Source organism: Corallococcus carmarthensis, assembly GCF_003611695.1.
In the GTDB taxonomy this organism is placed as follows: domain Bacteria; phylum Myxococcota; class Myxococcia; order Myxococcales; family Myxococcaceae; genus Corallococcus; species Corallococcus carmarthensis.
Window position 1 is genome coordinate 1 of sequence record NZ_RAWE01000167.1, and the last position, 22875, is coordinate 22875.

Below are 22875 nucleotides of genomic sequence, written 5' to 3' on the forward strand. Positions count from 1 at the left end.
ACGGTGGGGTGGGAGGTGCCCGCGCTGCTGGCGTTCGCGGCGGTGTTCGTGGGGCTGGCCGCGTTCAGTGTGAGCCGCCGCGAGTAGCCGTGCGCTGTGCGTTGTTGGACTTGCCCGGTGCCTTCCACTACGACGGCGGGCACCGCATCACGAAATCCTCCAGAGGAGACCGCCTCATGAAGCTGCGTCTGCTTGGCTTGTCGATGGTCGGTGTCGCGGGGCTCCTGGCCCTGCCCGCGTGCAAGAAGGAGGAAACGCCCGCGCCCCCCGCCGAGGTGCCTGGCGCGCGTCCGGCGGCGCCCACGCAGCAGGCCTTGCCTCCAGCCCTCAAGGACGGAGCGGGGACGGGCGAGGCGGCGGCTCCGGCGCCCGCGGGCAACGGCGTGGTGAAGGGCACGGTGTCCTTCACCGGCACGCCGCCGGTGATGGCGGACCTGGCGCCCAGCGTCGACCCGGCGTGTGACGGGCGTCCGGAGAAGGAGCAGTCCGTGCTGGTGAAGGACGGCAAGCTCCAGAACGTGCTCGTGCGCGTGAAGGGCCCGGTCGCGGGCGCGTCCGCGGCGCCGTCCACGCCGGTGGTGGTGGACCAGTCCAAGTGCACCTATGTGCCGCGCGTGCAGGGCGCGGTCGCGGGCCAGCAGGTGATGTTCAAGAACAGCGACGGCACGCTGCACAACGTGCGCGGCGTGGTGGGCACGCGGCCGCTGTTCAACGTGGCGCAGCCGCCGTCGGGCGCGCCGGTGCAGAAGCCGCTGCCGGCGGACGCGGAGGTGCTGCGCCTCAAGTGCGACGTGCACCCGTGGATGACGGCCTACGTGGTGAGCAACCCCAACCCGTACTTCGCCACCACCGCGGCGGACGGCACCTTCACGCTGACGGGCCTGCCCGCGGGCACGTACACGCTGGAGGCGTGGCACGAGACGCTGGGCACGAAGACGGCGGAAGTCACCGTGAAGGACGGCGCGCCTGCGGAGGCGACGTTCGCGTTCGCCGCGACGGACGCGCAGGCGAAGCAGTAGTCCGCGAAGGGGAGAGGCCGCCCACGCGGCCCCTTCACCCCTGCACACCCGGCGGACCGGCCTTGCGCACCGTGAAGCCCACGCGCGCGCCGCCGCCGGGCCGGTTCTCCGCGAAGGTCTCTCCTCCGTGGGCCCGGGCAATGCGCTGCACCAGCGCGAGCCCCAGGCCCAGGGAGCCGGCCTCACGCGCCTCGCCGCCCCGGTCCTTCCGGTAGAACGGCTGGAAGATGCGCGTCTCCTCGCCGGGCAGCAGCCCCGGGCCCCGGTCCTCCACGCTGAAGGCCAGGTGGTCCTTCCCGTGCTCCCGCAGCCGGAGCGCCTCCACTCCCACGCCGTGCTTGCGCGCGTTGTCGAGCAGGTTCACCAGCGCCCGGCCCAGCAGCGTCGCGTCCGCCATCAGCGCCACGTCGTCCGTCTCCGGCTGCAACAGCGTCGCGGACAGGCCCACGCGCTCCAGCGCCTGCGCCGCCAGCACGCCCGCCTCCAGCGCCTTGGGCGTGAGCTGCCCGAAGTCCAGGCGGGAACTGGCGAGCAGCTCGCCCACCAGCGCGTCCAGCTCCACCACCTCGCGGTCCACCTGGTCCAGCGTGCGCGGGTTGCCCCCGCCGTCGCGCAGCAGCTCCGTCAGCACCCGCAGCCGCGCCAGCGGCGTGCGCAATTCGTGCGACACCGCGGCCAGCAGCTCGCGTTGATCCGCCATCTGCTTCTCGATGCGGGCCGCCATGTCGTTGAAGGACTCGGCGAGCACCGCGAACTCGCCGGTGGTGTGGCGGTCCAGGCTCGCCCGCGCGCCCAGCCGGCCCTCGCCCAGCTCCTGCGTGGCCTTCACCAGCGTGTCCACCGGCCGCGCCAGCCGGAACGAGATGCCGCCCGCCGCCGTCCACAACACCAGCACCGCGATGCCCAGCGGCAGCACCGCGCGCCAGGGGCCTCGCGAGCGGGTCTGCAGGTAGCACGCCTGCAACGTCCCCAGCTGCGTGTCCTGCCGCATCACCGGGATGGACGCATCCGGCTTCGCGCACGGTGCGCCGCCCCGGGCCACCACCGCGCCGGACAGGTCCGTCAGCTCGATGTCCACGTCCAGGTCGGTGGAGATGCTCCGCATCAGGGATTCGCGCGCGGCGGGCGCGTCCCACACCTCCGCGAAGCGGTGGCCCACGAACGAGCGGATGCGCTCCGTCTCCTGCTTCCAGGAGTTGCCGCCCGTCAGGTTCATCACCCACGACACCACGAGCACCGTCACCAGGATGGTGAGCCCGAACATGACGAACAGCCGCCGCCGCAGCCGCGCCTGCACGAAGGAGCCCAGCCTACCCAGGTGGAACACGCGCCGGCGGTGGTGACGCGCGTGGCGGCCGAACCCCCGCTGGGTCCCCGGCAGACAGGGCTCTTCGTCGTGATGCCAGTGGCCCCAGCCCATCAGGTGCCTTCCTTGGCGAAGACGTAGCCCACGCCGCGCACCGTCTTGATGAGGCGCGTGCCCACGTCCCCCAGCTTCTGGCGCAGGTGGGAGATGTGCACGTCCACCGTGCGCTCGCTCACCACCGTGTCGTTGCGGCCCGCCTCGCCCAGGAGCGCGTCGCGGGGAATCACCCGGCCCGCCCGCCGCACCAGCGCGAGCAGCAGGTCGAACTCCAGGCCCGTCAGCTCCACCGCGCGTCCCTCCACCCGCACCTCGCGCCCGGACACGTCGATGGAGACGCCGCTCGACTCCAGCCGGTCCGCCACCGCCGCCGGCTGCGCCCGCCGCAGCACCGCGCGCAGGCGGGCGAGCAACTCGCGCGGACCGAAGGGCTTGGGCAGGTAGTCGTCCGCGCCCAGCTCCAGCCCCACCACGCGGTCCGTCTCGTCGCCCTTGGCGGTGAGCATCAGCACCGGGATGCGGCTCTTGGCCCGGATGCGCTTGCACACCTCCAGGCCGTCCATGCCCGGCATCATCACGTCCAGGAGCACGGCGTCGAAGGCGTTCGCCTCCAGCGCCGCCAGCCCCCGGCCGCCGTCGGGCGCGTGGCTGACGGTGATGCCGTTCTGCCCGAGGTACTCCGCGAGCAACTCGAACATCCGGGTGTCGTCATCGATGAGCAGGACGCGGGTGGGCATGGGCGGACGTGAATCCTAACGCGCTCCCGGTGCGTCGGCGGGTCCCGAGGTGTCCTGGGGCCTGGGCGCGTGCCAGTCCCAGTACGGCGGCATCCCGTTGCGGTAGGCGGGGCCGCCCCAGTCGCCCCGGTGGCAGGCGGAGCGGTGGTGGCGGGCGAGGCTCGCGAAGCCGGAGGCATAGCCTCCGAGGGCACCCGCGGCGAGGAGGACGACGAGCAGACGGTGGCTCATGGGCAATCTCCAGGAAGAGGGCAGGGGGCTTCAGACGAAGGACGCGGGGCCGTCATCGTTGTGCGGACGGCCACCCCAGCGGCCGTACCCGCCGCAGCGCCGCCCGTGCCAGCCCCGGCCCTCGCCGCGCCAGCCGTAGCCCCAGCCGTGCTCGATGACGTCCGCGAGCTCGCGGCGCTGGTTGGGCTCCAGCGCCTCGTGCACCTGGGACAGGGCGTGCTGAACGGCGTTGCGCAGCGTCTCCAGCGCCACGTCGTGGCGGCTGAACAGCTCGCGCAGCATGGCGCCGTCGAAGTGCTCCCCGCGCAGCGAGCCCGCGAGCGACGTGCGGCTGGGGCCCCACTGGTCCTTCACCTTGGCGAAGGCCTCGCGCACGTTCTCCACGGCCTTCACGATGACCTTCTCCTGGCCGGGCGACGTCTCCAGCCGCTCGAAGAGCCAGCGCAGCCGGGGGCGGGTGTTCCAGCGGCCCCCGCGGCCGTGGTGGGAGGAGCCGTAGCGCCCCCGGCGCAGGGTGGCGAAGAGACCGGCGAGGCAGGCGGTACCGAAAATGAATCCGAACATGTGCTTGGCTCCAGGAGGCAGGCCGGGCCCCAACCAGGCGGGCCCGTGTCGTTTCTGACGGAGCTCAAGGTAGAAGGCGGGTGTGAAGCCCACGCCCGGGGGCGGTGAAGAAGTGTGAAGGCCTCCGGAATGCCCGGCGGGGCATGGGGTGTTCCAAAACCGGGCCTCGACTTCAGCCGCTGTGTCGGATGAAGGACGACTTCCAGCGAGATTCCACCCTCAGGAGTGGTGTTCGCGCTGGAAGTGGGTAGAGTGCCCGGCGTGCCGGGGCGGTGTTCGTTCCGGCACCGGTGGCAGGCGCGAGCCTCTCACCTGTACAAAGCAGAGAAAGAGAAGAGACTCACAATGGCATTCGGTACCGTGAAGTGGTTCAACGACGCGAAGGGTTTTGGCTTCATTGCGCAGGACAATGGCGAGGACGTTTTCTGCCATCACACTGCCATCAACATGGACGGCTTCCGCACCCTGGCTGAAGGCCAGAAGGTGGAGTTCGAAGTCACCAAGGGCCCCAAGGGCCTGCAGGCGCAGAACGTTCGCGCCGCCTGATCCAGCCGAACCTTTGGCTCACCCGCTGAGGTGAGTCTTCGAAGCCCAGTCTCCTCAAGGAGGCTGGGCTTTCGTCTTTTTGGACGCAGGGCAGGCGGGCGACCTCCGCGACGCGGCCCGCCAAGGTCCAGGGTCTTCCCTACCTTCTCCGCAAGAGGAGCGCGGCGCCGCACGCCGCCTCCCAGGAGAGGCGAACATGGGCGACACCAGCGTGAAGAAGGTCGAAAGCCGCCATTCCCCCAAGGGGGAGATGGGCCAGAAGTACCTCGCATCCGGCGTCCGTGTGGCCATGCGGCTGTGGGAGGACGAGCCGCCCGCCGAAGCCAAGCCCGCCAGCACCCGTGACTACGAGACCGTGGGCTTCGTGCTCAAGGGCCGCGCGGAGCTGCACCTGGAGGGGCAGACCATCCTGCTCAACCCGGGGGATTCGTGGCTCGTGCCGCGTGGGGCCAGCCATACCTACAAGGTGTTGGAGACCTTCTCCGCCGTGGAGGCGACCAGCCCCGTGTCCTCCGCGCACGGCCGCGACGAGCACGAGGCCCCGAAGAGCGCCAAGGCCTGACGGGCTGGCGGGCTCAGGGACTGCCCTCCGCGGGTGAAGCGGGGGGCTTTCAGTCAGCCCCGGGGCGGGATGGGCGCGCGGGACCGGCGCCCCCAGAAGACGAAGAGCGACAGCGCGACCAGGAAGAAGTTGAAGGGCGTGTTCGCCGCCTCGCCACGCGAGAAGTGGAAGACGATGGCGCTGACCTGGAGCAGCGCGCAGCCCAGTGCGGCGAGCACGGTCAGTCCCGGTTTGATCCGCGTGAGCGAGGGCAGGACGACTCCCAGCCCGCCCGCCAGGTCAATGACGGCAATCGCATACAGGAACGCGGGAGGCACCTGGCCCGCCCACGGAATCATCGCGGCCAGCTCCGGAAGCGGCGTGAAGGCCTTCCAGATGCCCGAGCCGACGAAGGTGAGGCCCAGCAGCGCCTGGACGACCCACAGGCCGGCGTGAAGGGCTTTGGACGGCTTCGCGCTGACGCCGACGGGAGGGGACAGGGGATTCATCGTGGCTCCGCTGGTTACTTCCGTGTGCCTGGTTACAGACGGTGACCATGTCTCTCTGGCATACCGTGAGGATGCCGGACAAGGAGGCACATTGAAGTCACCAGGGCACGGAAAGATGACCGGGCGCTACGACGACGACTGCGTCGCCACGCGCGAAATCCTCAGCCTTGTCGGGGACAAGTGGAGCGTGATGGTCATCGTCAACCTGGGCGAAGGCCCGGTGCGCTTCAGCGACCTCAAGCGCGCCATCGAGGGCATCTCCCAGCGCATGCTGACCCTCACGCTGCGCGGGCTCGAACGGGATGGGCTGCTGACGCGGACCGTGTACCCGACGACGCCGCCTCGCGTGGACTACGCGCTCACTCGGCTGGGACGCACGCTGCTCGAACCGGTGTCGGCGCTCGCGATGTGGGCGCAGCGCCACCGGCCGGAGATTGAACGTGCCCGTGAGGACTTCGAGCGCGCCGCCCGGCCGAAGTAAACGCACTGCGTCCCGGGCTGACGCAGCCGCTTGTTGAAAAGACGCGGCGCAAGCGCCCTTCACAGGTGTCCGTCCTCGCGAGCACTCCATGGCATCTGGCTTGCGTAGGGGAGGGTGTCCCCCCCTCGACCCGGAATGCGCTCATGACCGCCGCGACGCCGTTCACCCAGGGCATCCTCATCTGCCCGACGACACACATCGATTGGGATTGGGTCTACACGTTCGACCAGTACTACGCCTCCAACAGCCAGGCGTTGGGCTCCAAGAACGGACGCGACACGGTCCAGAACATCTTCAACGCCGCCGGTGCGCTCTTCTCCAAGCGGGTCGGCTTCATGTTCTCCGTGACGGAGGTGGGGTACCTGCAGCGCTACGCGCGGGACAACCCGGCGGGCATCGCGGTCTTCGCCGCGGCGGGGGAGGACTTCTGCCTGATGGGCGGTGGCATCACGTCCCCGGACAACCTCGTCTGCGCGGGAGAGCTCTTCATCCGCAACTACCTGGTGGGGCGCGCCTGGGCGAAGCGGGCCGGCCTCGGCGGAAGCCTGTACGACTCGGCGTGGCTGCCGGACGACTTCGGGCATGACCCCCAGCTGCCGGTGGTGCTGAACGCGATGGGCCTCACCACGGCCGGGCTGTCCCGCGTGCCCGGCTCTCCCCAGGGGTCGCCGGGCGCCGCGCCCATGACTCCACCTGGTGGGTCCTCCATCGCGGCGCAGCTGAACGAAAACGGCCTGGTCTTCCAATGGGCGGCGGGTGACGGCTCCCGCATCAGCGCGCTCTACATGCCGGATACCTACGGCACGGTGGGCTATCTGGACGCCTCGGACATCTCCTCCAATGCCACGACCGTGGATCAATTCGTCCGCCAGTACAGCACCGGCTGGCCGAACGGCCTGCGCTTCATTCCCGTGGGCATCGACTTCGCCACGCCTTCCGTCACCACCAGCACCGGGGAGGAGTTGAGCTGGCTGGACGTGACCCAGAGCTACAACTCCAGCCACGGAGACACGAACGGCGTCCCGGGAACCACGGGGACGTGGAAGACATACATGGACGCGGTGCTGGCGAGCGGTGCCACGCTTCCGGTGAACGCGCCGCTCAACGCGCAGAACTACTGGACGGGCTACTTCGCCAGCCGTCCGGAGCTGAAGCGGAACCAGTACGCGGCGGTGCGCGCGCTGATGTCCGCGGAGATCATCAGCGCGATCCTTCGCACGAGCAGTGGCTACGCGGCCTCCTCGCTGGATGCGTTCGACTCCACGATCTGGAATGGCTGGGAGGTGTTGGCCCCCAGCTCCCACCACGACTTCGTGACGGGGACCTCACCGGACAACGTCTACTACGGTGAGCAGTTGCCCCTGAGCCGCCAGGGCGTCTCGGTGGCGAAGGCCGTCCTGGACCAGGGGATGGAGCGGCTCGCGCAGGGCATCGTGGCGACCGCCCAGCCCGCCGAGCTTCCCGCCGTCGTGTGCAACACGCTCGGCTTCGAACGGATCCACGGACGGCTGGCGGAGGTGTCCCCTCCACCGGGGGACCACCGCCTCGACGCCGTGAAGAGCGTGCGGGGCAGCAAGGGGGGCGTGCCCGTCCAGCGGTCCGCGGACGGAGGCATCCTGTTCATGGCCGAGCCCCCCAGCGCGGGATACGAGACGGTCTACCTCTCCACCCTGCCGCTTCCCGGCCCCATCGTGAATCCGGCGCCCTCCGTGGGTGACACGGTGACGCTGGAGAACGAGGTGATCCACGTGACCCTCTCCAAGGCGGACGGGTGGGGCATCAGCCAGTTCACGTATGGGGGGGACGGCGGGAGCTCCAGCCTCTTCGCCTCCCTGGGCGTGGGCAATCAGCTCCGGTTCTACACCGACTCCGGCAACATCTATCAGTTCGGCAACGAGCCGTACGCCTCCTACGTGCCGCCTGTCTATGGCACGTTCAGCCAGAACACGTCCGCGACGTTCGTGGGGGGAGACGCCGTGTGGCTGGAGTATGGACCGCTCCGGTATCGCTTCCAGGCGCGGGTGACCGAACAGCAGAGTGGCCACGCGTTCACACTGGAGTACTCGCTGGTGGCGGGAGAGCGCTTCCTGCGGATGAAGCTGACGGGCGCCTCGCCTTCCGGCATGTCGGTCGTGGTGGCCTTCCCCATGGTGAGCAACAGCGGAATCGCGCCCACGACGCTCAGCTACGGCACGCCGCACTACCAGCAGGACGTCCTGCCCGTGCCCAACTGGCCCGGCCCGACCTTCGTCGCCACCCATGACTACGTGCTTCCCTGCCTCCAGCAAGGCAGCCAGCCGGTCGGAGGCATCTACCACCACGGCATCCCGGCCTGGACGCTGGACAGCGACGGCGTCCTGCTCGGCGTCGTGCTGCGCAACACCCCCGCGGGCGGGCGGGGCGCGTCCGGCAGCGACGCCGACTCGCATGTTCAGGAGTACGTCCTGGCACCCCCGCTGTTCGCCAACGGCACGGCCCGCATCGTCACGCCCCTGAAGGACGCCCTGTCGGTCACCACTCCGCTGGAGGCGCGTCTCATCACCGGCGGACGGGAAGCGCAGCAGGCCGCGTTGGCGGAAACCGCTTCGCTGGGCCGGGTCACGGCGACGAACACAGAGACCCCGGTGGAGTCGGAGGACGTGATGATCCGCGTGGCGCGGGTGCAGGCGCCGGGGGCGGAAGGGGGCCCCTCCAGCGGTGCGACAGCGAGCGGTGGAACGACGAGCGGAGCCATTCCGACCAGCCTGGTTCTGCGCACCGAGAAGCGGGGCAGCCAGGCCACCTCGCTCACGGTGCGGTTGCCCTTCCTGGGGAAGGCCAGCAGCGCCGAGACGCAGGCCGTCACCGCGCTCGAAGCGCCGCTGACGTCGTTGGTGGCCGTGCCCGCCGGGACCGACACGGTGACGGTGGAGTCACCCCAGGCGCTGTCCGCGCTGCGGATCGCGTGGTGCCGCACCCAGGGGGGCTGAGGTCGGCGCGGAAGGGGGCTGCTAGCCGTCACGCCGCCAGACGTTCGTTCGGCTGGCGGCCAGCTCCAGCACCCAGTCGATGAACACCCGCAGGCCGGCATCCCGCTGCCGCGCGGGTGGGTAGACGAGGAACACGGGGCGGGCTTCGGGCAGCCAGCCCTCCAGCACGCGCACCAGCTCCCCCGTGGCCAGGAAGGGCTCCACCACGAAGCGAGGGGCGACCATCACGCCCAGGCCGGCGAGCCCGGCGCCCAGGTACGCGTTGGTCTCGTTGAGCGTGAGCTGGCTGCGGCCCTGCACCTCCAGCCGCTCCGTGCCGCGCTGGAAGACGAAGGGGAGTTGCTTGCCGCTCGGCGACGCGAAGTAGCTCACCACCGCGTGCGACGCGCCGGCCAGCTCCAACGGATGGTGCGGCGGGCCGTGGCGCTCCAGGTACCGCGGTGACGCACAAACCCAATAGTCCATGTCGCCCAGGTGCCGCGCGACCAGGGACTCGTCCTTCACGGCACCGCCCCGGATGGCGCAGTCGACGTTGTCCGACAGGAGGTCCACGACGCGGTCGCTCACCCCCAGCTCGATCTGCAGTTGCGGATAGCGCGCGTAGAACGACGGCAGGGCGGGGATGAGCAGCAGCCGGGAGATGGTCCCACTCGACTCCACCCGCAGGCGGCCCCGGGGGCCTCGCCGTGACTGCGTCAGCGTGGATTCGAGGTTGCGCACCTCCCCCAGCAGCCGCAACGCCTGCTGGTAGTAGGTCATGCCCTCCGGGGTGACCGTCACGCGGCGCGTGGTGCGGTGAAGCAGCTTCACCCGCAGCTGCGCCTCCAACTGCTGGATGAGCCGGGTCACCGCTGTCTTCGGGCGGCCCAGCGCGTCGGCCGCCTTGGTGAAGGTGCCGCTCTCCACCACGCGGACGAAGGCCTCCATCGCCGCGAACCTGTCCATCAACCACCTCATTGTTTCAGGGGTGAAACGGAGTGTGTGCCGAGCGCCTGTTTATCGCAGGGCATGCCGGTCGCTATCTCCTCGCGCATGAAAAGACCTCTCTTCCGCCGTGGAGTTGTTTCTCTTTCCCTCGCTCGCGTCCTCGCCCTGGGAGGGCTGGCGGTCGCGCCACTGATTCCGTCCACCGTTCACGCGGCGGCGCCCCAGGTGCGCACCCAGGCCCCTGGCTTCTACCGGATGCGGTTGGGTGACTTCGAAGTCACCGCCCTCTCCGACGGCACCGTTCCCCAGACCATCCGCGATATCGCGACGCACACGACACCGGAGCGGGTGACGGCGCTGCTCGCGCGCGACCTGCTCCAGGACCCGGTGGAGACGTCCATCAACGCCTTCCTCATCAACACCGGTACGGCGCTCGTGCTCGTGGACACGGGGGTGGGAAACCTCTTCGGTCCTGACGTCGGCGGCCGGCTCCAGCAGAGCCTCCGGGCCGCGGGCTATCAGCCCGAGCAGGTCGACATGGTGCTGCTCACGCACATCCATTCCGACCACTCCGGAGGGCTCATGACGGGCGCGAGCCGTGCGTTCCCCAACGCCGTCCTCCGGGTGCACGCCCGGGAGACGGACTTCTGGCTCAGCCCCGAGAACCTGGCGAAGGCCGGGGAGGCGCGGAAGTTCTTCGAGGAGGCGCGGGCGATGGTGGTGCCGTACCAGGACGCGGGGAAGCTGAAGCCGTTCGGAGACAAGGACGTCCTCGTCCCGGGCATCCGGGCCGTGCCGGCGCCGGGCCACACCCCCGGGCACTGCATCTACGTCGTTGAAAGCCAGGGGCAGCGGCTGGTCCTGTGGGGGGACCTCATGCACTTTGGCCCGGTGCAGCTGCGCGAGCCCGCGGTGACGGTCTCCTACGACGCCGACTCCCGTGCGGCCGCGGCCCAGCGCGCGCGGGTGTTCGCGGAGTCCGCGGGGCGCGGCGACCTGGTGGGGCTGGACCACATGCCCTTCCCCGGACTCGGGCGGCTTGCCGTGGACGGAAAGGGCTACCGGTGGATCCCGGCCAACTACACCTCGCTTCAGCGGTGACAGAGGGCGAAGGGCAGGGCGGGCCGAGGCGCGAGCCACGGCCTGCCGGCCCGGCAACGAGTGCTTTTCTTCGCGCGGGGACCCGCCCAGGATGACAGGTGGATGCCTCCCCGCGCTGCCCGCCCACCCCGCTGTTCGCGTTGCAACCTCGCGAAGCACCTGTGCCTGTGCGACGAGGTTCCCCGGGTGGAAACACGCACCCGGTTCCTCTTCCTCCAGCACGTGATGGAGGTGTCGAAGCGGAGCAACACGGGGGGCGTGGCCGCGCTCGCCCTCGCGAACGCGAAGCTGCTCATCCACGGTGCGAGGGCCGGGGCGCTCGACATGGAGGCGCTCTGCGAGCCGGGGACCTGGCTGCTCTACCCCGATGGTCCCACCGCGCCGCCGGACGCCCCCGCGCCGAGGCAGGTGGTGGTGCTGGACGCGAACTGGTCCCAGGCACGGCGGATGACGCAGCGGCTTCCGGAGCTGCGGGCGCTCCCCCGGCTGGTGCTGCCTCCGCCAGAGCCCGGGTTGCTGCGGCTTCGCGAAACCTCGCATCCCTCCGGGATGTCCACCCTGGATGCCGTCGCCCGCGCGGTGGCCCTGCTCGAAGGACCGGAGGCGGCGGCCCCGCTGGTGCGGCTGGCCGCGCTCCGGGTGCAGCGCATCGCCGACTGCGGGACGCTGAACTGAGGCCTGGGGCGGGAGCGCGACCATGGGATACCGGCTGCTCATCTTCGACTTCGACGGGACGCTCGCGGACAGCGCGGATTGGATGCGCGGCATCTTCAACGACGTGGCCCGGCGCTACGGCTTTCGCAGCGTCAGCGCGGAGGAACTCGAGCTGCTGCGCGGGCTGGACAGCCGGGCCATCATCGCGCGGCTCGGCGTGCCCATGTGGAAGCTGCCCTTCATCGCCGCGCACATGCGCAAGCGCGTCGCGCAGGACGTGCACCGCATCCCGCTCTTCCCGGGCGTGGAGGCGATGCTCGAACAGTTGCAGGCGCGGGGCATCACCCTCGCCGTGGTGAGCTCCAACGCGGAGGAGAACGTGCGGCGCGTGCTGGGGCCGGTGGCGTCCGCGCGCATCCGCCACTACGCCTGCGGCGCGGGCATCTTCGGCAAGCGCGCCAAGTTCCGGAAGGTGTTGAAGGCCGCCGGCGTGCGTCCCACCGAAGCCCTCTCCGTGGGCGACGAGGCGCGCGACATCGAGGCCGCGGCGGCCGAGGGCATCGCCACCGCCGCGGTGACGTGGGGCTACGCGACGGAGGCGCTGCTGCGCTCGCGCGCGCCCACGGTCGTCTTCACCCGCCTCGACGAGATCCTTCAGGCCGTCGCGGCGTAACGGGGGCGCCCCGCGGCGGTGACACCCTGCTAGCGCGAGGTGTTGCGCAGGTACTGTGCGTAGAAGCGGATGGCGGCGGCGTGCTCTTCGACAGAGAGCCGCTCGTCACGGCCGTGCATCCGCGTGAGGTCCTCGCGGTTCATGCGCACCGGCACGAAGCGGTACACGCTGTCGCTCAAGGAATGGAAGTAGCGCGCGTCGGTGGCCGCCACGGTGAGGAAGGGCGCCACCAGCACGTCCGGGAACACCTGCCGGATGCTGCGCTGCAGCTGCCGCCAGCCCTCCGTGTCCAGGCGCGACACCGGCGAAGCCTCGTCGCCCTCCGCGGCCAACTCCACGCGGGGGTCATCCACCACCTTGCGCACGTGGGTGCGCACGTCCTCCAGGCTGTCGCCCGGCAGGAGGCGGACGTTGAGCACCGCGCGCGCCTGCGAGGGCAGCACGTTGGGCTTCGGGCTGCCCTCCAGCATCGTGGCCGCGAAGGTGGTGCGGATGCTGGCGTTCGTGGAGGGGGACGCGGCCATCTGCCGCTCGATGACAGGGGAGAAGAGCCAGGTGTTGGCGAATAGCAGGCGCATGCCGAAGCCCATCTCCGGCCCCATGTAGTCGAACAGCGCCCGCGTCCCGCCGCGCAGCTCGGGCTTGAAGGGGTGCTCCTCCAGCCGCACCAGGGCCTGGGCGAGGGTGTTCGCGGCCGTCTGCCGCGGGGGCATGGACGCGTGTCCGCCCGCGCTCCGCACCACCAGCTCCACGCGCCCGGAGCCCTTCTCCGCCACGCCCACCAGCGCCACCGGCGCGGCCACGCCGGGCACGAGCCCCACGCCGATGGGGCCTCCCTCGTCCAGCACCGACTCCAGCCGCACGCCACGCTCACGCAGCAGCGCGGCCACGCGGGCGGCGCCGTCGCGGCCTCCCACCTCCTCGTCCGCGCCGAAGGCGAGCATTACCGTGCGGCGGGGGTGGTAGCCCTGGGCGAGCAGACCCTCCACGGCCTCCAGGATGGCGAGCACGCTGCCCTTGTCGTCCAGCGCCCCGCGCCCGTGGACGTAGCCGTCCGCCACGACGCCGCCGAAGGGCGGGTGGCGCCAGGTGGCCTCCGCCTCCACGGGCACCACGTCCAGGTGGCCCATCAGCAGCACGGGCGCCAGGCCGGGCTCCGAACCCTTCCAGGTGTAGAGGTGCGCATGCGCGCCCACGGCCTCATGTGCGAGCTGCGCGTGCACCTGGGGGTATTGGGCGACGAACTGGTCGTGCAGTGACTGGAAGGCGGCGTCGTCCGCGCGCATGCCGTCGGAGGTGGCGATGGTGCGGTGGCGCAGCGCCTCGGCGAGCCGGCCCGCGGCTGTGGCGGCATCCACCGGGAAGTCCTCGGCGGGCTCGGCGGACACCTGCCGGGAACCGAAGCGCAGCGTGCGGACGACGAGGACGCCCACGAGCAGCAGGACGAGGGGCAGCAGGACAAGGAGGACGCGCTTCATCGGCTCGGAGTTCCAGGGAGGAGGCCGCTGAGCGTAGCAGCAGGCGCGGCGCGCAAACGCCCTCCACCGCACGCGAGCCCCCGACGCCAGGGCGAGGCCGTGGGGCTTCGACGCCAGGATTCCAACAGCCGGGATGTCCCGGCGGCCGGGTCCGGCGGAGAGTCCATGCGGCTACCCTGCAACGGGAAAGCCAGAAATAAAGTGAAACACGATGACGACATCGGCGGAAGGCCGGTTTCCGCGCTGGGATTCAATACGAATCTCCGGCCGGTCCGGTTTCATGGAGGCCGTCGCGGACGTGGGCAGCGGATTGAGGGGGCGCAGACATGCGGATGATGCGAACAAGGGCCGTGCTCGTCCCTGACCAGGGGGCGTTGGCGCTGTCGGAGGACTACTTCCGTTCCGCGCACCACCTGCGGGCCGAACATGTGACGCATACGCTGGTCATCGAGGACGGTGAGGGACACGCGCAGCGGGTGCCGCTCATCGTGCGGCCCATCGAGGGAACGCCGTACCTCGATGCCATCTCCCCGTATGGATTTCCCGGTGGCGTGTTGGACGGGCTCCGGGAGGTGTCGAAGGAGGCGGTGGACTGGACGGACACGGGGCTGGTCAGCATCTTCGTGCGCGACCGCGTCGCGGGCCCCCGTTGCTTCGCGGGCGGGACGGAGCGCAACGAGGTGTTCCTCATCGACCCGCGCCTGCCGGTCGAGTTCCGGGAGAATCACTACCGGCACATCCGGCGCAACCTCCGGCTGGGTTTCGTGAGCACCGCGCGTGAGGCGCGGCAGGTGTCACGCGAGGAGCGGGAGGGCTTCCAGGCGGCCTACCGGCAGACCATGGTTCGCGAAGGGGCGAGCCCCCGGTACTTCTTCTCCGACGCCTACTTCGAGGAGCTGTTCGCTTCGCCCTGCGCCTGGCTGGTGACGACGCATGCACCGGAAGGGGACGTGGCCTCCGCCGCGTTGTGCGTCAGCAGCGACGGCATGCTGCACTACTACCTGGGCGGAACGGTGGATGCGCACCTGCCGCGCTCACCGGCCAAGAATGTCTTTGGAACGCTGGTCGAGCTCTGCACTCGGCTCGGGGTCCCGCTCCATCTGGGGGGCGGTGTCCGGCCGGGTGACAGTCTGGAGCAGTTCAAGCGGAGCCTCGCGAACGCCAGCTCCCGCCTGCATACGCACGAACTCATCTGTGAGCCGGCGGTGTATGCCCATCTGTCGGAAGGGCGCTCTGGCGGCGATTTCTTCCCCGCCTACCGCGCGCCACGGCATTGAAACACAAATGTGGGGGCCCACGACGCGAGGGCTGACGGGTGCGGACGGCGTGACACATGCCCGCGACTGAAGGGCGCATGGTGAGAACACCGGGAGACACCTACCGTTGGACCGCTCCGTGGGTTGACCGGAGGAGTCCAGGAAGGATGAACCCGGATGACCAGCATTCCTGCCGCCTCGGATGCGAGCCCGCCGCGTCTGGTGGAATTGGACGCGCTCCGGGGTTTCGCGGCGCTGGCGGTCGCGCTGTATCACTTCACGGCTGAATACAGCGACCTCTACGGCCACTCCGTCCCCCTGTGGGAGATGCGCTTCGGGAAGTATGGGGTCCAGCTCTTCTTCGCCATCAGCGGCTTCGTCATCCTGATGTCGCTGGAGCGCATCGAGCGGGCCCGGGACTTCGTGTGGAGCCGCGCGGCCCGGCTCTACCCGTCCTATTGGACGGCCGTCGCGCTCACCTTCACGGTGGTGACGCTGTTCGGTCTGCCGGAGCGGGAATTCAGCCTCCAGACGGCCCTGGTCAACCTGACCATGTTTCACGAGCTGCTTCGCGTCCCGCATGTGGACACCGTGTACTGGACGCTGACCATCGAGCTGTCCTTCTACCTGTTGATGTTCGTGCTCGCGTCCACTCGGACGCTGCCCAGGATCATCCCCATCTTCATCGTGCTGGTCGTGCTGCAGACCCTGGCCGAACTGGCTGCCCAGTCAATGGGGATGACCTTCGTCGCGCGGCTCGCGAGCCGGCCGCACCTGCAGTACTTCGCGCTGGGCGTGCTGGCCTTCAAGCAGAGCCGCGGCGAGCTCTCCGTCCCCTCCGCGCTGGCGCTCGTGGGCGTCAGCCTTGCGCATGAGGTGCTCGTGGGGAGCGAGGCTCCCGTCCCCGTGTTCGGGGTCGTGCTGGGCATCGCCTACGCGTTGTCCCGGGGCTGGCTGCGCTGGCTCACCTGGCGCCCGCTGCTCTTCATGGGGTTCATCTCCTATCCGTTCTACCTGGTCCACCAGAACATCGGTTACGTCCTCATCCGGCGGCTGGAGGCCGCGGGTTGGCGCCCGGAGGCAGCCATCGCGGTCGCGTTGGCGGCCGGGTTCCTGCTGGCCATCTTCATCACCTACCGCGTCGAGCAGCCCGCGCTGCGCGGTTACCGGCAGTGGCGGCGGAAGGCCCAGGCCCGGACAGCGGTCCCACCCCACATCGCATGAGGGCCTCCGTGCGCTCGGCGTGAGCGCGGGAGACGGCGGGCTTTGCGTCGCTCCTTGAAAGGAATTGCTCGAATGATGAACCACACCGAAGCCACGCGGCTCACCTCTCCGAGCCTGAAACCGTGCCGCGCCGTCCTGGTTCCTGACGCGGGAAGCTCCGCCGTGTCGGAGGACTACTTCCGCTCCGGACACCACCTGCGGGCCGAGGGCGCGACGCATACGCTGGTCATCGAAGACGGCGAGGGACACGCGCTGCGGATGCCGCTCATCGTGCGGCCCATCGAGGGAACGCCCTACCGGGACGCCACCTCTCCCTACGGTTATCCCGGCGGGCGGATGGATGGCTTGCGCGAGGTGCCGAAGGAGGCGGTGGACTGGACGGACACCGGGCTCGTCAGCTTCTTCGTGCGCGACCGTGTCGCGGGGCCCCGGTGTTTCGCGGACGGGACGGAGCGCAACGAGGTGTTCTTCATCGACCCGCGGCTGCCCATTGAATTCCAGGCGGAGGCGCGCCGGCAGATGCGGCGCAACACCCGGCTGGGCTTCGTGAGCACCTGCCGTCCCGTGCGCGAGGCCTCGCACGAGGAGCGCGAGGGCTTCAAGGACGTCTACCGGCAGACCATGGTCCGCGACGGAGCCCAGTCCCGGTACTTCTTCTCCGATGCGTACTTCGAGGAGCTGTTCTCCTCCCCGGTGGCCTGGCTCGCGACGACCCGCGCACCGGATGGCCACATCGCCTCCTCGGGGGTGGGGGTCACCAGCGACGGCGTGCTGCATTACTACCTGGGCGGGACCGCGGATGGGGACCTGGCGCGCTCACCGGCCAAGAACACCGTCTTCGGCGCGCTGGTGGACCTCAGCATCCAGCTGGGATTGCCGTTCCACCTGGGCGGCGGCGTGCGGCCGGGCGACGGGTTGGAGCAATTCAAGCGGAGCTTCGCGAACGCGAGCTCCCATCTCCACACCCACGAGATCATCTGCGAGCCGTCGGTGTATGCCAGCCTTTCGGAAGGCCGCTGCGCCGGGGGCTACTTTCCGGCGTATCGCGCGCCTCGGAGCTGAGCGCCACGGCATCAGGATCCGGAGACCTCCCCGGTGGGCGCTTCGCGCGTCGCGGCCCATCGGAGCAGTCCATCGAGCGCCGGGCACAGCGACTGCCCCCACCGGGTGAGTCGATATTCGACACGCGGCGGGACCTCCGCATACACGACCCTGTGCACCAACCCATCCCGTTCCAGCTGTCTCAGTTGCTGGGCGAGCATCTTCTGGGAGATGCCAGGAATGGCGCGTTCGAACTCCGAGAAGCGCACCACCCGGCCCCCGAAGAGCTGAAAGAGGATCACGAGCTTCCAGCGGCCTTCGAGCAGTCCGAGGATCTCCTCGACCCGCGCCGCGGCCGCCTCGGGAGTCGGGGGCTCCTCATACTTACCCGCCGGTGAGTCCCCCACTTCTTCGTGCGCTCTTGTCATCGGGTGAGTCTAGCGACATTCCTATCCGCGTCCCCCGATAGGAGAAACCCGTGTCGACAACAGCAACCCCTCGCTTTCTCATCGACCCGCGGGAGTTCGCGGACCAGCGCGTGCTCGTGACGGGTGAAACCAAGGGGGCGGGGCAGGCCATCGTCCGCCGGCTCAGCGCGGCGGGCGCGGTGACGGTCGCGGTCGCGCGCACCGCGCTTCCCGAAGGTGAATCGACTCCCGGCTTCTTCGTGCAAGCGGATCTCTGCACTCCGGAGGGCGTGGACACGGTGGTGCGGCAGGTCCAGGACAAGGTCGGGGGCATCGACATCCTGGTTCACAACCTCGGAGGCTCCTCCGCGCCCGGGGGCGGATTCGCCATGCTCACCGAGCAGCACTGGCAGGACGAGCTCTCACTCAACCTGCTGGCGGCGGTTCGGCTGGATCGCGCGCTCATCCCGCCCATGCTCGAGCGCGGAAGAGGCGTGGTGCTGCACATCTCTTCCATCCAGCGGAGGCTGCCGCTTCCCGATTCGACCATCGCGTATGCCGCCGCGAAGGCCGCGCTGTCGACGTACAGCAAGGCCCTCTCCAAGGAACTGGGTCCACGGGGGATACGGGTCAACTCGATTGCTCCTGGGTGGATCCGCACGACCGCCGCCGAGGCCCTGGTGAAGCGGATCTCGGAACACGCGGGGACCGGCGAGGCGGCCGCGCGCCAGAGCATCATGGACGCGCTCGGAGGCATTCCGTTGGGACGTCCGGCATGGCCGGAGGAGGTCGCTGAGCTCGTCGCCTTCCTCGCCTCGGAGCGCGCCGCGTCCATCCACGGCAGTGAGTACGCGATCGACGGTGGAACGGTCCCGACGGTCTGACGGTGCGGGCCGCACGCGTGGCCGGAGTCGCTTTTCGCATCCCGCTAGGGGTGCGCCGTGAGCAGGCGAGCGGAGGCGGAACTTCTCTCCCCCTCGACGCGCATCTCGCGGGCCATGCTCAGGAAGGCCACCGCGGCGGGTGACAGCCGCTGTGCGTTCCAGGCCATCCAGACACCCGCGCAGGGCAGTGCGTCCCAGCGCAGCGCCACGACGTCCCCGCGCGCGAGCTCGTCCAGCACCGCCACCTCGGGCAGCACCGCGAGCCCCATGCCCGAGGCGACACACCGGGCCACCGCCGCCACGCTGCCGACCTCCGCGACGACCTGGGGCAGGGGGCCCGCCTCCGCCCAGGCGCTCTCGAACACGTCGCGGTACGCGCACCCCGTCTGCGTGGAGATGAAGGCGCGGTCCGCGAGCTCCACGGCCGTCACGCTCGGGCGTCCGGCCAGGGCATGGCCAGGAGGCGCCACGAGACACAGGGGCTCGCGAGAGATCTCCTCGCACGCGACGTCGAGCCCTCGCGGCACTGCGCCCAGGAAGAGGCCCAGGTCGATTTCCGCTTCCTGCAAGCCCCGGCGGACGTCGGCCCGTCCCGCGGGCTGCACCGTCAGCCGCACCTGGGGATGGCGTGCATGGAAGGCCGTCAACAACGGGGGCAGCCGCCGGGCGCAAAGCGTCTCCGGCGCCCGGAGGGTCAGCGGGCCGGAGGGCGCCGCATCCTGCCCCGTGACGGCGGCGCGGGCCGCTTCCTCGAGGGACAGCATCTGGTCCGCGTACGTCAGCAGCCGCGTGCCGGCCTCGGTGAGGCGGAGCTTGCGTCCCGTCCGGTCGAAGAGGGGCACGCCCAGGTCGGACTCCAGACCCTGCACCTGTTCGGTCACGCTCGACTGGGCGTAGTGCAGGCGCTCCGCCGCGCGCCGGAAATTGAGCGTGCGTGCCACGGTGCGGAACGTCTCCAATTGCCTGAGTCGCATGGCCTGTCCCTTCGGAGATTCCGAAGCCCCTGAGCGGAACTTCCCGTTTCCGGCGCACCCGCGCGCCGTGGAACCCTGACCGCATCTAACAGCCCGGTGACGTGCGCGTCATCGAGGCCCCAGGGAGGATGACCATGACCGTGGCCACCGTGGACCCGAAGGATGTCATTCCGAAGAAGGTCATCGTCGTGGGAGGCGGCTCTGGCATCGGGCAGGGCGTGGCCCGCGAGGTGCTCAGGCGGGGAGGGCGGGTGGCCATCGTGGGCCGCTCGAAGCAGAAGCTCGACGCAGCCGTGGCGGACCTGGGGGCCGGGAGCGACCGCCTTGAAGCCCATGTCGCGGATGTCACCCGGGAGCCGGAGGTGGAGCGGCTCTTCGACACGGTGGGCGCCTTCGGCCATCTGGTCACCACCGTGGCGGACGTGACGTATCAGCCCGTGAGGGAACTGGACGTGGACGCCGTGCGGCGCACCCTCGACTCCAAGCTGCTCAGCTCGCTGCTCCTGGCCAAGCACGCGGCGGGACGGATGGAGGCGGGAGGCTCCCTGACGTTGACGTCGGGCATCGCGGCGCACCGTCCCGCGGTCCGGGGGGCGGTGGTCGCCGCGGTCAATGGCGCGCTGGAAGCGCTCGCGCGCGCATTGGCCATCGAGCTGGCGCCCCTCCGCGTCAACGCGGTCTCACCGGGCTGGGTGGACACACCCATCTGGGAGCGCATCGCTGGAGCCGCGAAGCAGGAGCGGCTGGAGGCGATGGCCCTGCGGTTGCCCGTGGGCCGCGTGGGACAGCCGGACGACATCGCCCAGGCCGTGTGCTTCCTGATGGAGAACGGCTTCACCACCGGCTCCGTCCTGCATGTGGATGGCGGACACCGGCTCGTCTGAGTCGCTCTGCCTGCGACACCTTCGGCGCCGTCAGCGCTTCCGGTCCCGGCGCCACCTCGCGGGGGTGGTGCCGTGGGCCCTCCGGAAGGCCTTGCCGAAGTGCACCGCATCGGCGAAGCCTGTCGCTTCGGCGATGCGCTCCAACGACGTGGGCGTGGTCAGCATCATCGCCTGTGCGCGCTGGAGGCGGGCCTGCAGCTGCCATTGATAGGGCGCCACGCCGGTGGAGGCCTTGAAGGCGCGGCTGAAGTGCGCCTGTGACAGGTCCACCAGCCCCGCCAGTTCCGACAACTCGACCCGCTCGGGCAGGCGCGACTCCAGGTAATCAAGCACCCGCCGCAGCTGCCACCGCGCCAGACCCTTGCGCGTCGAGGGGCGCTCCCCACGGCGTGAGCCCAGCATGGCGAAGATGGCGGCGATCAGTCCGTCGCCGTAGAGCTGAGCGGCGGGGTCGTCGTCATCCACCGCCTCGGCGAGCAACCGCATCAGCGTCCAGAGCCGGTCATCGGCGAAGCGCAGCCTCGGCGCACCCAGCTCGGCGGGGCCCAACGATTGGCCCAGGCGCTCCCCCAGGTCCTTCAGGTCGAACGTGAGCACGGCATCGCGCACCATGCGTGAATCGGCGCTGTAGCCCCACAGCGGCATTCCGGCGGGCATGAGGTTCAGCTGCCGGGGAACGTAACCGATGGCGCAGGGCCTGCCTTCCCGCAGGCGGGGCTCGCAGGGCGACCCGACTTCCTCCAACAGCGCGCTCAGGCGTGTCTGGCCCTCCAGGCACAGCGGATGCTCGGCTCGACCCGAACAGCGGATCTCGTTCACATCCACGCAGACGCCATTCCATTTCCGCCGGCTGACGGAAATGCCAACCACGTTCTCCGGCAGGGGGCTCAGCCGTTCAGCGCGTGTCTCCACGGCATCGTTCTCCCGAATCCCCTGACGACGGGGGCCATCCTTCAGGAGAACGATGTCAGCAGTGGGGAAGCGAGTCATCCCCCGACGGGGAGGGCCGCGTTCAGACGCCCCGGCCGGTCCGGCCCGCCAGCAGTTGGAGCTCCCAGGCGAAGGCCACGGCGCTGCCGCCGCCGTGCTCGGCCAGCACGCCGGCGAGCTGGGCGGCACTCTCCTCGCGGGCCCAGTCGCGCTGCCATTCGGCGACCACCGCCATCCAGGTGATGGGCGTCACTCCGGCCATCTGCATGCGGCGCACCGCCATGTCATGCGCCTCGCGGCTGACGCCGCCCGAGGCGTCGGTGACGGCGTAGACGTCAAAGCCCTCGCCCGCCGCCTGGATGGCGGGCATGGCCAGGCAGATCTCCGTCCACAGCGCGGCGATCACCAGCTTCTTCCGGTCCGTCTTCTTCACCGCGTCCACCACGCGGCGGTCCTCCCAGGTGTTGATGAAGGTGCGGTCGATGGGCTTCTGCTCGGGGAACACGTCCTGCAGGCCCTTGATCAGGTAGCCGCCGCGCTCCTCGAGGACCGTGGTGAGGAGGGTCGGCACCTTGTAGACCTTGGCCGCCTTGGCCAGTCCGACGACGTTGTTGAGCACCATCGTCGGCTCGTGGCTGTGCAGGTTGGCGAACTGGTAGGGCTGATGGTCGATCAGCACCAGCACGCTGTTCTGGGGCGTCAGCAGGGCGTCGAGCCCGCGGTGGGAAGAGGACTGGGTCGTGCTCATGGTCTGGAGACTCCTGGGGAGGAATGACGAGGGGACGGACATTGGGCCCGAACCCTGGAGCGGAAACACGGTCCAGGCCTGCGGCGTCTGGTCCGTTCCTGCTCCGGAATCAGGCCTGGCGGCCAGCGCGTGCGGCTTGCGGTCCCGGGAAGTGGGTGGTCAATTCCTCTCCCTTCCGATGAGCGCCCACCTCCAGACCGCCCCCACCCCAGACCCCTCCCGGACGAAGCTCGACGGCCTGATTGTCGTGGCGCTCGTGGTCTGGGGGCTCACGCAGCTCGCGCCGCACCTGGCCCATCCCGCCATCTACAACTGGGACGAGGCGATGCATCAGGCCGCCGCGCGCGGCACGCACGACACCTTCTTCACGCCGCACATCTACAAGGACCCGCTCTACCCGAGCGACATCCGGCACTGGTGGGCCGCGCACATCTGGATGCACAAGCCCACGGGCCCCTTCTGGTTCGGGGCCCTGATGATGCACGTCGTGGGGGTGACGCCGCTGGCGCTGCGGCTGGCCTCGCTCCTGGGCCACCTGGCCGCGGGGGCCGCCATCTACCTCATCGCGCGGAGGCCCGCGGGACGGCTGTGGGCCACGCTGGGGGCGGTGGGCTTCCTGGCGCTGCCCTTTGGCTGGCAGCTCGTGCAGGGGCGCTTCTTCGGGGACGTGACGGACTGCACCCTGGCGGGCTGCAACGCCGTGGCGGTGGCGCTGCTCTTCCACGCCACCCGGG

Annotated in this window: 25 protein-coding genes; 14 read left to right on the top strand and 11 right to left on the bottom strand. The window is 70.1% G+C overall.

What is annotated here, in order from left to right; genetic code table 11:
• The first annotated feature begins 176 nt into the window (after positions 1-176).
• Positions 177-1019, top strand: a complete 843-nt coding sequence (locus D7X32_RS31835) for a carboxypeptidase regulatory-like domain-containing protein (protein ID WP_208752601.1) — start codon at positions 177-179, stop codon at positions 1017-1019.
• A gap of 34 nt (positions 1020-1053) precedes the next feature.
• Here D7X32_RS31835 and D7X32_RS31840 read toward each other — a convergent pair whose 3' ends face one another.
• The 4 genes from D7X32_RS31840 to D7X32_RS31855 are packed head-to-tail and all read right to left on the bottom strand — an operon-like array spanning position 1054 to position 3914.
• A complete protein-coding gene (locus D7X32_RS31840; RefSeq protein ID WP_120606337.1) occupies positions 1054-2439 on the bottom strand; it encodes a HAMP domain-containing sensor histidine kinase in 1386 nt (461 codons plus the stop codon).
• Positions 2439-3119, bottom strand: a complete 681-nt coding sequence (locus D7X32_RS31845; protein ID WP_120606338.1) for a response regulator transcription factor — start codon at positions 3117-3119, stop codon at positions 2439-2441. Before D7X32_RS31845 ends, D7X32_RS31840 begins: the two co-directional genes overlap by 1 nt.
• A gap of 15 nt (positions 3120-3134) precedes the next feature.
• Positions 3135-3350: a hypothetical protein gene (locus D7X32_RS31850; RefSeq protein ID WP_120606339.1), complete on the bottom strand. Its 216-nt coding sequence runs from the start codon at positions 3348-3350 to the stop codon at positions 3135-3137.
• Between the two features lie 30 nt (positions 3351-3380).
• The gene (locus D7X32_RS31855; RefSeq protein ID WP_120606340.1) at positions 3381-3914 is read right to left on the bottom strand and encodes a periplasmic heavy metal sensor; all 534 of its coding nucleotides are present in this window, start codon (positions 3912-3914) and stop codon (positions 3381-3383) included.
• 345 nt (positions 3915-4259) lie between these two features.
• Between D7X32_RS31855 and D7X32_RS31860 the strand changes: the two genes are divergently transcribed.
• Positions 4260-4460 carry a cold-shock protein gene (locus D7X32_RS31860; protein ID WP_120529680.1) on the top strand — a complete coding sequence of 67 codons (201 nt, stop codon included), beginning with the start codon at positions 4260-4262 and terminating at the stop codon, positions 4458-4460.
• 196 nt (positions 4461-4656) lie between these two features.
• On the top strand, positions 4657-5022 hold the full coding sequence (locus D7X32_RS31865; RefSeq protein ID WP_120606341.1) for a cupin domain-containing protein: 366 nt from the start codon (positions 4657-4659) through the stop codon (positions 5020-5022).
• Positions 5023-5075: 53 nt separating this feature from the next.
• On the opposite strand, the gene D7X32_RS31870 is transcribed toward D7X32_RS31865, so the two are convergent.
• Positions 5076-5510 (bottom strand): DoxX family protein, encoded by a 435-nt coding sequence (locus D7X32_RS31870; RefSeq protein WP_120606342.1) that lies wholly within the window; start codon positions 5508-5510, stop codon positions 5076-5078.
• A 115-nt stretch (positions 5511-5625) separates the two neighbouring features.
• Here D7X32_RS31870 and D7X32_RS31875 point away from each other — a divergent pair, with 115 nt between their 5' ends.
• Positions 5626-5991 (top strand): winged helix-turn-helix transcriptional regulator, encoded by a 366-nt coding sequence (locus D7X32_RS31875; RefSeq protein WP_120606343.1) that lies wholly within the window; start codon positions 5626-5628, stop codon positions 5989-5991.
• A 143-nt stretch (positions 5992-6134) separates the two neighbouring features.
• Entirely contained in the window at positions 6135-8960 is a 2826-nt protein-coding gene (locus tag D7X32_RS31880) for a glycoside hydrolase family 38 N-terminal domain-containing protein (RefSeq protein WP_120606344.1), read from the top strand.
• Between the two features lie 21 nt (positions 8961-8981).
• Here the strand turns inward: D7X32_RS31880 and D7X32_RS31885 are convergent, their stop codons facing one another.
• Positions 8982-9905: a LysR family transcriptional regulator gene (locus D7X32_RS31885; protein ID WP_120606345.1), complete on the bottom strand. Its 924-nt coding sequence runs from the start codon at positions 9903-9905 to the stop codon at positions 8982-8984.
• Positions 9906-9992: 87 nt separating this feature from the next.
• On the opposite strand from D7X32_RS31885, the gene D7X32_RS31890 reads away from it, so the two are divergent.
• The 3 genes from D7X32_RS31890 to D7X32_RS31900 all read left to right on the top strand — a co-directional run bounded on the left by D7X32_RS31890 (position 9993) and on the right by D7X32_RS31900 (position 12315).
• Complete coding sequence (locus D7X32_RS31890; RefSeq protein ID WP_208752603.1) at positions 9993-10988, top strand: MBL fold metallo-hydrolase; 996 nt, start codon at positions 9993-9995, stop codon at positions 10986-10988.
• Between the two features lie 102 nt (positions 10989-11090).
• Positions 11091-11663, top strand: coding sequence for a tRNA-uridine aminocarboxypropyltransferase (locus tag D7X32_RS31895; RefSeq protein WP_120606347.1), 573 nt, complete (start codon positions 11091-11093; stop codon positions 11661-11663).
• A gap of 22 nt (positions 11664-11685) precedes the next feature.
• Positions 11686-12315: an HAD hydrolase-like protein gene (locus D7X32_RS31900; RefSeq protein WP_120606348.1), complete on the top strand. Its 630-nt coding sequence runs from the start codon at positions 11686-11688 to the stop codon at positions 12313-12315.
• A gap of 29 nt (positions 12316-12344) precedes the next feature.
• On the opposite strand, the gene D7X32_RS31905 is transcribed toward D7X32_RS31900, so the two are convergent.
• Positions 12345-13793, bottom strand: a complete 1449-nt coding sequence (locus D7X32_RS31905; RefSeq protein ID WP_120606349.1) for a M20 family peptidase — start codon at positions 13791-13793, stop codon at positions 12345-12347.
• A 350-nt stretch (positions 13794-14143) separates the two neighbouring features.
• Between D7X32_RS31905 and D7X32_RS31910 the strand changes: the two genes are divergently transcribed.
• The 3 genes from D7X32_RS31910 (at position 14144) to D7X32_RS31920 (ending at position 17335) form a co-directional block, all read left to right on the top strand.
• Positions 14144-15070, top strand: coding sequence for a GNAT family N-acetyltransferase (locus D7X32_RS31910; protein WP_244239295.1), 927 nt, complete (start codon positions 14144-14146; stop codon positions 15068-15070).
• Positions 15071-15226: 156 nt separating this feature from the next.
• Positions 15227-16273: an acyltransferase family protein gene (locus D7X32_RS31915; RefSeq protein WP_120606351.1), complete on the top strand. Its 1047-nt coding sequence runs from the start codon at positions 15227-15229 to the stop codon at positions 16271-16273.
• Positions 16274-16345: 72 nt separating this feature from the next.
• On the top strand, positions 16346-17335 hold the full coding sequence (locus D7X32_RS31920) for a GNAT family N-acetyltransferase (RefSeq protein WP_244239296.1): 990 nt from the start codon (positions 16346-16348) through the stop codon (positions 17333-17335).
• A gap of 11 nt (positions 17336-17346) precedes the next feature.
• On the opposite strand, the gene D7X32_RS31925 is transcribed toward D7X32_RS31920, so the two are convergent.
• Positions 17347-17742 carry a winged helix-turn-helix transcriptional regulator gene (locus tag D7X32_RS31925; RefSeq protein WP_120606352.1) on the bottom strand — a complete coding sequence of 132 codons (396 nt, stop codon included), beginning with the start codon at positions 17740-17742 and terminating at the stop codon, positions 17347-17349.
• Positions 17743-17792: 50 nt separating this feature from the next.
• Between D7X32_RS31925 and D7X32_RS31930 the strand changes: the two genes are divergently transcribed.
• Positions 17793-18605 (top strand): SDR family oxidoreductase, encoded by an 813-nt coding sequence (locus tag D7X32_RS31930; protein WP_120606353.1) that lies wholly within the window; start codon positions 17793-17795, stop codon positions 18603-18605.
• A 44-nt stretch (positions 18606-18649) separates the two neighbouring features.
• Here D7X32_RS31930 and D7X32_RS31935 read toward each other — a convergent pair whose 3' ends face one another.
• The gene (locus D7X32_RS31935) at positions 18650-19579 is read right to left on the bottom strand and encodes a LysR family transcriptional regulator (RefSeq protein WP_120606354.1); all 930 of its coding nucleotides are present in this window, start codon (positions 19577-19579) and stop codon (positions 18650-18652) included.
• Between the two features lie 134 nt (positions 19580-19713).
• On the opposite strand from D7X32_RS31935, the gene D7X32_RS31940 reads away from it, so the two are divergent.
• Positions 19714-20463 carry an SDR family oxidoreductase gene (locus D7X32_RS31940; protein ID WP_120606358.1) on the top strand — a complete coding sequence of 250 codons (750 nt, stop codon included), beginning with the start codon at positions 19714-19716 and terminating at the stop codon, positions 20461-20463.
• 30 nt (positions 20464-20493) lie between these two features.
• Here D7X32_RS31940 and D7X32_RS31945 read toward each other — a convergent pair whose 3' ends face one another.
• Entirely contained in the window at positions 20494-21288 is a 795-nt protein-coding gene (locus D7X32_RS31945; RefSeq protein WP_244239297.1) for a helix-turn-helix domain-containing protein, read from the bottom strand.
• A 187-nt stretch (positions 21289-21475) separates the two neighbouring features.
• On the bottom strand, positions 21476-22141 hold the full coding sequence (locus D7X32_RS31950) for a hydrolase (protein WP_120606356.1): 666 nt from the start codon (positions 22139-22141) through the stop codon (positions 21476-21478).
• Positions 22142-22319: 178 nt separating this feature from the next.
• On the opposite strand from D7X32_RS31950, the gene D7X32_RS31955 reads away from it, so the two are divergent.
• Positions 22320-22875, top strand: a 556-nt coding sequence (locus D7X32_RS31955) for an ArnT family glycosyltransferase (protein ID WP_369333698.1), incomplete at its 3' end; no start/stop codon positions are given.

What these genes read in the sequence shown, in the direction of transcription:
- D7X32_RS31835 (WP_208752601.1), top strand. Translation starts at nt 177, where the DNA reads ATGAAGCTGCGTCTGCTTGGCTTGTCGATGGTCGGTGTCGCGGGGCTC.
- D7X32_RS31840 (WP_120606337.1), bottom strand. Translation starts at nt 2,439, where the DNA reads ATGGGCTGGGGCCACTGGCATCACGACGAAGAGCCCTGTCTGCCGGGG.
- D7X32_RS31845 (WP_120606338.1), bottom strand. Translation starts at nt 3,119, where the DNA reads ATGCCCACCCGCGTCCTGCTCATCGATGACGACACCCGGATGTTCGAG.
- D7X32_RS31850 (WP_120606339.1), bottom strand. Translation starts at nt 3,350, where the DNA reads ATGAGCCACCGTCTGCTCGTCGTCCTCCTCGCCGCGGGTGCCCTCGGA.
- D7X32_RS31855 (WP_120606340.1), bottom strand. Translation starts at nt 3,914, where the DNA reads ATGTTCGGATTCATTTTCGGTACCGCCTGCCTCGCCGGTCTCTTCGCC.
- D7X32_RS31860 (WP_120529680.1), top strand. Translation starts at nt 4,260, where the DNA reads ATGGCATTCGGTACCGTGAAGTGGTTCAACGACGCGAAGGGTTTTGGC.
- D7X32_RS31865 (WP_120606341.1), top strand. Translation starts at nt 4,657, where the DNA reads ATGGGCGACACCAGCGTGAAGAAGGTCGAAAGCCGCCATTCCCCCAAG.
- D7X32_RS31870 (WP_120606342.1), bottom strand. Translation starts at nt 5,510, where the DNA reads ATGAATCCCCTGTCCCCTCCCGTCGGCGTCAGCGCGAAGCCGTCCAAA.
- D7X32_RS31875 (WP_120606343.1), top strand. Translation starts at nt 5,626, where the DNA reads ATGACCGGGCGCTACGACGACGACTGCGTCGCCACGCGCGAAATCCTC.
- D7X32_RS31880 (WP_120606344.1), top strand. Translation starts at nt 6,135, where the DNA reads ATGACCGCCGCGACGCCGTTCACCCAGGGCATCCTCATCTGCCCGACG.
- D7X32_RS31885 (WP_120606345.1), bottom strand. Translation starts at nt 9,905, where the DNA reads ATGGACAGGTTCGCGGCGATGGAGGCCTTCGTCCGCGTGGTGGAGAGC.
- D7X32_RS31890 (WP_208752603.1), top strand. Translation starts at nt 9,993, where the DNA reads ATGAAAAGACCTCTCTTCCGCCGTGGAGTTGTTTCTCTTTCCCTCGCT.
- D7X32_RS31895 (WP_120606347.1), top strand. Translation starts at nt 11,091, where the DNA reads ATGCCTCCCCGCGCTGCCCGCCCACCCCGCTGTTCGCGTTGCAACCTC.
- D7X32_RS31900 (WP_120606348.1), top strand. Translation starts at nt 11,686, where the DNA reads ATGGGATACCGGCTGCTCATCTTCGACTTCGACGGGACGCTCGCGGAC.
- D7X32_RS31905 (WP_120606349.1), bottom strand. Translation starts at nt 13,793, where the DNA reads ATGAAGCGCGTCCTCCTTGTCCTGCTGCCCCTCGTCCTGCTGCTCGTG.
- D7X32_RS31915 (WP_120606351.1), top strand. Translation starts at nt 15,227, where the DNA reads ATGACCAGCATTCCTGCCGCCTCGGATGCGAGCCCGCCGCGTCTGGTG.
- D7X32_RS31920 (WP_244239296.1), top strand. Translation starts at nt 16,346, where the DNA reads ATGATGAACCACACCGAAGCCACGCGGCTCACCTCTCCGAGCCTGAAA.
- D7X32_RS31925 (WP_120606352.1), bottom strand. Translation starts at nt 17,742, where the DNA reads ATGACAAGAGCGCACGAAGAAGTGGGGGACTCACCGGCGGGTAAGTAT.
- D7X32_RS31935 (WP_120606354.1), bottom strand. Translation starts at nt 19,579, where the DNA reads ATGCGACTCAGGCAATTGGAGACGTTCCGCACCGTGGCACGCACGCTC.
- D7X32_RS31940 (WP_120606358.1), top strand. Translation starts at nt 19,714, where the DNA reads ATGACCGTGGCCACCGTGGACCCGAAGGATGTCATTCCGAAGAAGGTC.
- D7X32_RS31950 (WP_120606356.1), bottom strand. Translation starts at nt 22,141, where the DNA reads ATGAGCACGACCCAGTCCTCTTCCCACCGCGGGCTCGACGCCCTGCTG.